We start from the raw sequence: 9,190 nt of genomic DNA, 5'->3' as shown, positions 1-9,190 counted from the left end.
GCGTCGGGCGTGAGGGCGGCCTGTGCCTCGAAGCGCTCGTGGAAGGCGCCAGTCCAGGGCAGCTCGCGGCGGGTGTTGTTCCACTCGACGAGCACCTGACGGCGCTCCTCCGCCGGCAGCATCGGCAGCTCGCTGAGCCGCGACTCCGGCGTGGTGACGACGGCTTCGAGCAGCGTGGAGAAGTGCTCGACCATCCGGGCGATGGTGGACTCATCGAACAAGTCCGTGCGGTAGCCCAGCGCGCCTTCCAGTCCCTCGCCCAGCGTCAGGGTGAGGTCGAACTTCGCGCTCGGAGCCCCCGAGTCGTAGGCCTCCAGGCGCAGCGGTGACGTCTCCACCGTGCTCCCAGGCACTTCCATGCTCGTCGTCGGTGCGTTCTGCAGGACGAGCATCACCTGGAACAGCGGCGAGTGACTCAGCGTGCGCTGCGGGTTCAGCTCCTCGACGAGCTTCTCGAAGGGGACGTCCTGATGTTCGTAGGCAGCGAGCGTCGTGCGCTTCACCTGTGCGAGCAGCTCGCGGAACCGGAGTCCCGGTCGGACCTGCGCGCGCAGCACGAGCGTGTTCACGAAGAAGCCGATGAGCCCCTCCGTCTCCGACCGCGTGCGTCCCGCGATGGGCGAGCCGACGGAGATGTCGTCCTGTCCCGAGTAGCGAGAGAGCAGGAGCTGCCAGACGGCGAGCAACGCCATGAACGGCGTCACGCCTTCGCGCTGGCAGAGCGCGACGAACCGCTCGTTCACGGAGCGAGGCAGCCGGACGGGGAAGGACCCGCCCCGATTCGACTGGACGGGCGGACGTGGACGGTCGGTGGACAGCTCCAGGAAGGGAGGCGCCCCCGTGAGCTGCTGCTTCCAATAGGAGAGCTGCTGCTCCAACGCCTCGTCACGCAGCCACGAGCGCTGCCACGCCGCGTAGTCCGCGTACTGCACGGGAAGCGCTTCCATCCGGGGCGTCTGCCCGGTGGCGTGCGCGGAATAGAACTCCGCCAGCTCGCGGAGCAGGACTCCCATGGACCAGCCGTCGGACGCGATGTGGTGGACCGTTCCGACCAGGACGTGGCGCTGCTCATCCAGCCGCACCAGGAGCACGCGGAAGATGGGGCCATGCTCCAGGTCGAAGGGCCGCGCGGCCTCCTCGCTCACAAGTCGACGGGCCTCGGCGAGCTTCGTGTCCTCTGCGAGGGACTGAAGCTCCTTCACCGACACCCTCACCGGCGCGGGCGCGTGGATGTGCTGGTACGGCTCTCCGTCGCGCGTCAGGAACGTCGTGCGAAGGGACTCGTGGCGCTCGACGAGCGACGTGAAGGCCCTCTCCAGCGCGGCCACATCGAGCGGCCCCTGCAGCAGCAGGGCGAGGGGGATGTTGTACGTGGAGCTTCCGGGCTCGAGCTGATCAATGAGCCACAGGCGCTGCTGCGCGAAGGACAACGGCAGCTCGCCAGTTCGCGGCACCGGAACGAGCGCGGGCGCGCGAGCACGCGAAGAGGTGCCTCCGGACTCGCCGATACGGGTGGCGAGCGCGGCGATGGTGGGTGTCTCGAAGAGGGCGCGAAGCGGCAGCTCCACGTCCAACGTCCTGCGCACGCGTGAGACCACCTGCGTGGCGAGCAGCGAGTGGCCGCCGAGCGAGAAGAAGTTGGCGGTGACGCTGACCTTGTCGAGCTGGAGCACCTCCGCCCAGATGGCGGTGAGCGCCTCTTCGGTTGCGCTCCGGGGCGCGACGAAGGGGGCGTCTTCCGCGCCATGCTCGGGAACGGGGAGCGCCTGCCGGTCGACCTTGCCGTTGGGCGTCAGCGGCATCGCGTCCAGCCGCAAGAAGACCGTAGGCAGCATGTACTCGGGCAACCGCTCCCGCAGCGCGGCGAGCAGCGTGTCGGTGTCGAGCGTCGCGGAGACCAGATAGGCGACGAGGCGGTGCTGGCCGGGAACGTCCTCGCGAACGAGGACGATGCTGTCACGCACCCCCGGCTGCGCGCGGAGGGCGGCTTCAATCTCCCCAAGCTCGATGCGCAGACCGCGCAGCTTCACCTGGAAGTCGGTGCGACCGAGGTACTCCAAGCGCCCATCCGCCAGCCACCGAGCCTTGTCGCCGGTGCGATACAGGCGCGCTCCGGGCGTGGCGGCGAACGGGTCGGGGATGAAGCGCTCCGCGGTGAGCGCGGGCCTGCCGAGGTAGCCCAACGCCACCTGCGCACCGCCGAGGAACAGCTCTCCCGGGACACCCGGCGGGACGGGCCGCAGGGCGTCATCGAGCACGTAGGCGCGCGTGTTGGCGACAGGACGCCCAATGGGGATGGAGACGCCCGACGTGTTCGCCTCGACGACGGTGAAGGTCGAATCGATGGTGACTTCGGTGGGGCCGTAGAGGTTGACGAGGCGGGCCTCGGGGATCCGCTCGCGGGCGAGGGACGCAAGACCGGTGGAGAGCGCCTCACCGCCGCAGAACAGCCACTTCAGGGACGTGGCGCGTGCCAGCGCGGGCTCGTCGAGGACGAAGCGCAGCAGGGACGGCACGAGCTGGAGGACGGTGATTCCGTGCCGGACGACGCAGTCGAGCAGCATCGCGGCGTCGCGGTGGGCGTCGGTGGGCGCGAGCACGAGCGGCGCACCGGCGAGGAGCGGCGCCCAGCACTCCCAGACGGACGCGTCGAACGCGAGCGGCGTCTTGAGCAGGACCTTGTCCTGAGCGGTGAGCGGGAAGACCTGGAGGAACCAGGCCATGTGGTTGGCGAGCGCCCGGTGGGGGATGAGGACGCCCTTGGGCTGCCCCGTGGAGCCGGAGGTGTAGATGACGTACGCGGGCGCTTCGGGCTCCGGCTTCGACGGGAGCGGCTCCGTCGATGCGTGGGAGAGGGCCTCCGCGTGCGACGCGGAGTCGAGGCACATGACGTCCAGTCCGTCCGGCAGGAGCGAGACGAGCGTCTCCTGTGACAGCACGAGGCGCGCACCGCTGTCGCGCACCATGAACGCGAGGCGCTCACGCGGGTAGTCGGGCGAGAGCGGCAGGTACGCGGCACCCGCCTTGAGGATGGCGAGCAGGGCGACCGGGAGCTGGGCCGTGCGGTGCGCGAGCAGGGCAACGAAGTCGCCGGGACGCACGCCGCGCGAGGACAACACCCGCGCGAGCTGATTGGCGCGCGCGTCGAGCTGACCGTAGGAGAGCCACTCATCGTCGGAGAGGACGGCGAGGGCCTCGGGAGTGTGGCGGGCCTGGCTCTCGACGAGGCGATGGACGAAGGGCTCGGTGGAGAAGTCCGCGTCCGTCGCGTTCCAGTCGAGGAGGACCTGCCGCTGCTCCTGCTCGGTCAACAGCGAGACAGACGCGATGGAGGCCTGGGGCCGCGAGACGAGGGCTTCGACCAGCGTGGCGAAGTGGAGGGCGAGCTGCTCGGCGGTGGCGTGCTCGAACAGGTCGGAGTTGTAGCCGAGCGAGCCCGCGTAACCGTCCGGCAGCTCCACGAGGTTGAGGTTGAGCTCGAACTTGGACGTGACGTCGTCGACGTCGACGGGGCTGAGCGTCAGCTCCTGCTTCTGGATGGCGGAGGCGGGCGTGTTCTGGAGGGAGAAGAGGACCTGGAACAGCGGGCTGCGGCTCAAGTCACGCGCCGGCTGGAGCACCTCGACCAGTCGCTCGAAGGGCACGTCCTGATGCGCGTAGGCGCCGAGCGCCGTCTCCTTCACCTGTCGCAGCAGGTGCTGGAAGGAGGTCTGTCCGTCGATGCGCGCCCGGAAGACGAGCGTGTTGACGAAGAAGCCGATGAGGCCTTCGAGCTCCGCGCGCTGACGACCCGCGATGGGCGAGCCGACGGTGAGGTCGTCCTGCCCGGAGTAGCGCGAGAGGAGCACCTGCCACGCCGCGAGCAATGCCATGAAGGGCGTGGCGCCCTCCTGCTGGCAGAGCGCCTTGAGCTTCTCGGCGGTGGCGGCGGGGAGGAACACTCCGACGTTGCCGCCGCGCGAGGACATGACGGGCGGACGAGGCTTGTCGATGGCCAGCTCCAACGGCGCGACGCCGGAGAGCTGGTTGCGCCAGAAGGTGAGCTGACGTTCGATGACCTCCCCCTGGAACCAGGTGCGCTGCCAGACGGAGTAGTCGGCGTACTGGATGCCGAGGGCGGGAAGCGGTGACGGCTTGCCGTGGGCGAAGGCGTCATAGAGCGCGGCGACTTCCTGGACGAGCACGCCCATGGACCAACCGTCGGAGACGATGTGGTGCATGTTGAGCGCGAGCACGTGCTCGGCCGCCGACAGCTCCAACAACTGCGCGCGGATGAGCGGTCCCGTGGAGAGGTTGAAGGGGCGGGCCAGCTCCTCCAGGAGCAGTCGCTTGACTTCGTCTCGCGCGGCGGAGGTCTCCAGGTGGCTCAGGTCCACCCGCACCAGGGGCAGCTCGCCGTGCGGCGCGATGCGCTGGTAGGGCTGGTCGTCCTGCTGGAAGAAGGTGGTGCGCAGCGCTTCGTGACGCCGCACCAGCTCGTCGAAGGCCCGCTGGAGCGCCGCCGCGTCGAGCGGTCCCTCCAGGCGCACGAAGGTCGGCATGTGGTACGCGGCGCCGCCGGGCTGGAACTGGTCGATGAACCAGAGCCGGAGCTGCGCGAACGACAGCGGCACCAGGCCATCGCGGGGCACCGGGATGATGGGCGGCGCGAGCGTCCCCGCGTGTCCTTCGCCTTCGATGCGGGCCGCGAGCGCGGCGACGGTGGGCGACTCGAAGAGCGCGCGCAGCGGCAGCTCGACCGAGAAGCCGGAGCGCAGGCGGGAGATGACCTGGGTCGCGAGCAGCGAGTGGCCACCGAGCGCGAAGAAGTTGTCGGTGACACTCACTCGCGGCAGGTGGAGGACGCTGGAGAACACCTTGGCCAGCTTCTCTTCCTGCGGCGTCCTGGGCGCGATGAACGAGGCCTCGGACTCCTGCTCCCGCACGTCGGGCGCGGGCAGCATGCGCCGCGCGACCTTTCCGCTGGGCGTCAGCGGCAGCGTCTCCAGCGAGACGAAGGCCGTGGGCACCATGTACTCGGGCAGGCGCTGGAGCAGGAGGGTTCGCAGGCGCTCCGCTTCCGGCATCTCCGCCGCGGACACCGGAACGAGGTAGCCGACGAGGCGCTTGAGCCCGGGGACGTCCTCGCGGACCGTCGCGGCGGCATCGCGGATGCCGGGGATGGCGCGCAGCGCGGCCTCGACCTCACCCAGCTCGACACGGAAGCCGCGCAGCTTCACCTGGCCATCGAGACGACCGAGGAACTCGACGGTGCCGTCGGCCTTCCAGCGCGCTGAGTCGCCGGTGCGGTAGACGCGCGCGCCGGGCGTGGTGCTGAAGGGATGGGGCACGAACTTCTCGGCCGTCAGCTCGGGCCGGCCCGCGTACCCGAGGGCCAGGTGCGCGCCGCCGATGAGCAGCTCCCCCGGCACGCCGATGGGCGCCGGCTGGCCCAGCGCATCCAGCACGAAGAGTTGCGTGTGCGGCAGCGGCCCGCCGATGGACGGCAGCCGGGGCCAGGACGCGGGTGGGCCCTGGAGTCGATGGGCGGAGACGACGTGCGTCTCCGAGGGACCGTACTGGTTCTCCAGGACGCAGCCCGGGAGCTTCTCGAAGAGGGCGATGAGCGCGGAGGTGACCTGGAGCTGCTCACCGGCCGTGACGACCTCGCGCAGGGAGGCGGGCAGCGTGGCGCCGTGAGAGACGGCGTCGGCGATGGCCTGGAGCGCGACGAACGGCAGGAACAGCCGCTCGACCTGCTGCTGGTGCATGAAGTCGAGCAGCGCGGGGATGTCCTGGCGCAGTCCTCCCGTGGGAAGCACGAGGGTGCCTCCGGCCCACCAGGTGGAGAAGAGCTCCTGGCAGGAGACATCGAAGCTGAGCGACGCGAACTGGAGCGTCGTGGCCGAGGGCTTCTCCGACTGACGCAACTGCCACGTCAGCAAGTGGCTCAGCGCCCGGTGCGGCAGCGCGACGCCCTTGGGCCGTCCGGTGCTGCCTGAGGTGTAGATGATGTACGCCGGAGACTCGGGCGAGACGGAGACGCCAGGCGCCTGCGAGGGCAGCGCCGCCAGCGCTTCGGCCTGTTCATCCAACAGGACGAGCCTCGCTCCCGACGCGGGAATCGCCGCGCGCAGGGACGAGTGCGAGAGGACGACGGGCGCCGCGGAGTCCTCGCGCATGAACGCGAGGCGCTCGGCCGGATAGTTCGGGTCGAGCGGGAGGTACGATGCGCCCGCCTTGAGCGTGGCGAGGACCGCGACCGCCATGTCGAGCGACTTGTCCAGGCAGATGCCGACCGGCGCACCGGACGAGACACCCAGGGCGAGGAGGTGACGGGCGAGCTGGTTGGCGCGCGCGTCGAGTCGCGAATAGGTGAGCGCGTGCGTCCCATCGGTGACGGCGATGGCGTCCGGCGTGCGCGCGGCCTGGGCCTCCACGGGAACATGGATGGGCGTGGCGGTGTGCGGCTCGCGCGCGGTGCTGTTCCAGCCGACGAGGAGCTGACGGCGCTCGTCCTCGGCCAACAGGGGGATGCTCCAGATGGGCTGCTCGGGCGCGTCCACGACGGAGGCGACCAGGCGCGTCCAGTGCGCGCGCATCCGCTCCGCGGTGCCATGGTCGAAGAGGTCGGTGTTGAACTCGAGCATGCCGCCGATGTCATTCCCGGAGTCGAAGAGCAGGAGTGACAGGTCGAACTTGGCGGTGCCGCTGCCCACGTCGAGGGAGTCGGAGTCGCTCTCGTCACCCGTGGGTGGAGCGGCGCGCTCGTACGTCTGGAGCGCGAGCAGGACCTGGAAGAGGGGCGAGCGGCTCAGGTCACGCTCGGGGCGCAGCTCCTCCACCAGCTTCTCGAAGGGGACGTCCTGGTGGGCGTAGGCGCCCAGCGTGCTGTTGCGGACCTGCGCCAGCAGCTCCCGGAAGGTCATTCCGGGCGTGAGTCGGGCTCGCAGGGCCAGCGTGTTGACGAAGAAGCCGACGATGCCCTCCACCTCGGACTGGTGGCGGTTGGCGATGGGCGAGCCCACGACGATGTCGTCCTGGCCGGTGTAGCGGGCGAGGAGGACCTGGAACGAGGCCAAGAGCGCCATGAACGGCGTGACGCCCTCTCGCTTGCACACGGCCTGCAACCGCGCGGTGAGCGCCCGCCCCAGACTGAGGGAGAGCGTGGCGCCGTGAGAGGTCTGCACGGGCGGCCGAGGGCGGTCCGTGGGCAGCTCCAGCATCCGAGGCGCACCGGTGAGCTGCTCGCGCCACCAGTCCACCTGCTTCGTGAGCACCTTGCCCTGCAGCCAGCCGCGCTGCCACACGGCGTAGTCGGCGTACTGGAACACGAGGGGCGGCAGTGGCGAAGGCTCTCCGCGCGCGAACGCGTCGTAGAGCGCACCAATCTCGCGAGAGATGATTCCGTGGGACCAGGCGTCGGAGACGATGTGGTGGACGGTGACGAGCAGGACGTGGCGCTGCTCGGAGAGGCGCAGCACGGAGGCTCGCAGCAGCGGGGCTCGGCCCAGGTCGAAGGGACGCTGTGCCTCGATGCCGGCCAGTCGCAGCGCTTCCTGCTCACGCTCACCCTCGGGCAGGGCGGTCAGGTCCATCACGGGAACCGTCAGCTCCGCCCGCGCATGGATGCGCTGGAAGGGCACGCCGTCGGGCTGGGCGTGGAAGCTGGTGCGCAGGGCCTCGTGACGCTGGACGAGCGCCTGGATGCTCCGCTCGAGCGCGCCAAGGTCCATGTCGCCGTCGAGCGGCATCGCGGAAGGCACGTTGTAGAACGGGCTGTCGGGCTGGAAGCGGTCCAGGAACCAGAGGCGCTGCTGCGCGAAGGACAGGGGAAGCGGAGCGCCGTCGCGAGGCACCAGGGCGAGCGGAGGCCGCACCGTGCCCTTTCCCGCGAGGGACGCCGCATCCAACCGCTGGGCCAGCGCTTCGATGGTGGGCGCTTCGAACAGCTCCCGCAGCGCCATCTCCACCTGGAAGGTGTTGCGGATGCGCGAGACGAGCTGTGTGGCGAGCAGCGAGTGGCCGCCGAGCGCGAAGAAGTCGTCCGCGATGCCGACCTGGGGGACGCGGAGGAGCTGCGCCCAGATGGAGGCGAGCTGCTCCTCGGTGGGAGTGCGAGGCGCGACGTGGGTGGCCGAGGGCGCGGAGAGGACGGCCTCGGGAGGAGGCAGCGCCTTGCGGTCAATCTTCGCGTTGGCGGTGAGAGGGAGCGCGTCGAGGCGGAGCAGGGACGACGGCACCATGTACTCGGGGAGCCGGGACTTGAGGAACGCGCGGAGGGAGACGGCGTCCAGGTCGTCACCGACGAAGTAGCCGACGAGGCGCTTGTCCCCCGGGACGTCTTCACGTGCCATGGCCACGGCGTCGCGAATGGACGGGTGCGCGAGCATGGCGGCCTCGATTTCGGGCAGCTCGATGCGGAAGCCGCGCACCTTCACCTGCGCGTCGGCGCGACCGATGAAGGCGAGCGTCCCATCCCTGTTCCAGCGGACCATGTCTCCAGAGCGGTAGAGGCGCGCACCGGCGACGGAGGAGAACGGGTCCGGGACGAAGCGCTCGGCGGTGAGGCCGGGCTGGCCGACGTAGCCACGAGCGAGGCCGTCACCGCCGATGAAGAGCTCGCCAGCAATGCCGATGGGGACCGGCTGGAGAGAGGCGTCGAGGACGAGCAGGCGGGTGCCGTTGGTGGGCCTGCCGATGGGGAATGTGGCCCCGACGTCGTCAGCGCGGGAGACAGAGAAGGTCGTGGCGACAACCGTGATTTCGGTGGGGCCGTAGCAGTTGGTGACGGAGATGCCCCAGTCCTGCACCGCGCGGCGGACGTGCGGTGGGGAGACGACGTCGCCACCGGTGAGGATGCGCTGGAGGGACGGAGGCGCGGGGAGGCGGCTCTCGACGAGCTGGGAGAACAGGCCGCTGGTCGCCCAGAGCGTCGTGACGCCGTGACGGGACGCCGTCTGGAAGAGCTCTTCCAGGGATGGTGTCTGAGGCGGGAGGACGACGAGGCGAGCGCCGTGGAGCAGGGCGCCCCAGATTTCGAAGGTGCTGGCGTCGAAGGAGATGGGGGCGAGGAGGAGGTGCGTCTGCTCGGGCCCGAAGCGGGTGTAGTCGATGCCGACGAGGGTGTGGAGGACGCCGCGGTGGGTGCAGCCGACGCCCTTGGGCTTGCCGGTGGAGCCGGAGGTGAAGTCGATATAGGCGAGCGACG

1 protein-coding gene is annotated in these 9,190 nt (G+C 70.1%); it reads right to left on the bottom strand.

Going from position 1 to position 9,190, the window contains the following annotated elements:
* Positions 1–9,190: non-ribosomal peptide synthetase (locus tag G4D83_RS44895; RefSeq protein ID WP_163871123.1), on the bottom strand; the 9,190-nt coding region annotated here is incomplete at both ends.

Origin of the sequence: Myxococcus eversor (assembly GCF_010894455.1) — a bacterium.
GTDB lineage: Bacteria > Myxococcota > Myxococcia > Myxococcales > Myxococcaceae > Myxococcus > Myxococcus eversor.
Note: the sequence above shows the minus strand (reverse complement) of the source record. Positions and strands in the feature narration are given on the sequence as shown.